The sequence below is a fragment of the Marinobacter sp. UBA2498 genome, assembly GCF_002341575.1.
Classification (GTDB): Bacteria; Pseudomonadota; Gammaproteobacteria; order Pseudomonadales; family Oleiphilaceae; genus Marinobacter; species Marinobacter manganoxydans.
On record NZ_DDOI01000136.1, the window covers coordinates 45,128 to 46,393 of the forward strand.

Sequence of the window (1,266 nt, forward strand, 5' to 3'; positions counted from 1 at the left end):
TGCCCCAGGGCGGTCGGCTGCGGCTCGATGGCGGCAGTGACGACTATCGCAAGGCCGCGATACAGGGAAATGGCGTTGATGGTGATACCAGCGGCATAGCAACGCTTTCCTGGCTGACCTTTGATGGCCACCGGGAGCAGAGCAAGGCAGAGAAAGCACTGTTCAACGCCCGTGTGGCACGGGATCTGGATTCTGGACGGCGGATAACCGCCACATTCAACGCGCTGCATAACCCCAAATCCGAAGATCCGGGTGGGCTCACCCTGGCCCAGGCCGAAGAAGATCCGGAGCAGGCCACCGCATTGGCCAAGAGGCTGGACAGCAGCCAGACCGTGAACCAGCAGACCCTGGGTGTAAGATTTGAAGACTCGGGCGTCCTTCCCGGCCAACTCACCCTCGATACCTTCTACACTCACCGGGATTTCGCACAGCAGTTGCCGTTTCCCGGAAGCAGCCGCATAGCCTACGACCGGCACTTTTACGGCATCAGTTCCCAGTATCAGCAGGAATCGACGCTGGCCGGATTGCCTCTGGTGTGGGTAACCGGCCTGGATGTTCACCATCAGTCCGACGACCGGCGCCGCTATTCGGTGTCTATCGATGGCGATATCACCGGCCAGACCCAGGCGGAAAACCAGAGTGCTACCAATGTGGCGGTGTTTGGCCAGGGCGACCTGGCGCTGAGCGACGCACTCAACGTCTCCCTTGGCGTGCGGTTCGACCGGTTGCGTCTGGCCATTGACGACGACTGGCTGCAAGACGGTAACGATGATTCGGGCAACCGGACTTTCCGGGAATACAGTGGCGTTGCCGGTATCAGCTACAAGCTGGCACCGGCGCACCAGGTATACGCCACCCTCGGTACGGCGTTCGAGTCACCCACCTTTACCGAGTTTGCCAATCCGAATGGCGGCGGCTTCAATCCCGAGCTGGAGCCGCAGCAGGCATTGAATCGCGAGATGGGTATGCGCGGCATGCTTGGCCGTGGCCTCAGCTATGACATGGCCCTGTTCTCCATCCGGGTGGAGGACGAGATCCTGCCCTTTAACGTGGGCGATCAGACCTTCTACGAAAACGCCGGCGAAACCCGTCGCAATGGTTTTGAACTGGGTCTGGCCTGGGACCTTTCGTACGCCTGGCGGGTAACCAGCGCGCTGACCCTGGCGGATTACGAGCTAAGGGACTTTGTGGATGAGCAGGGCAACGACGCCAGCGGCAACGCTATTCCAGGTCTGCCGGAGCAACTCTGGGTGAGCGAGCTGGAGT

Annotated in this window: 1 protein-coding gene; it reads left to right on the forward strand. The window is 60.7% G+C overall.

What is annotated here, in order from left to right:
* Positions 1 to 1,266, forward strand: a 1,266-nt coding sequence (locus B2W52_RS18815) for a TonB-dependent receptor (protein ID WP_286803895.1), incomplete at both ends; no start/stop codon positions are given.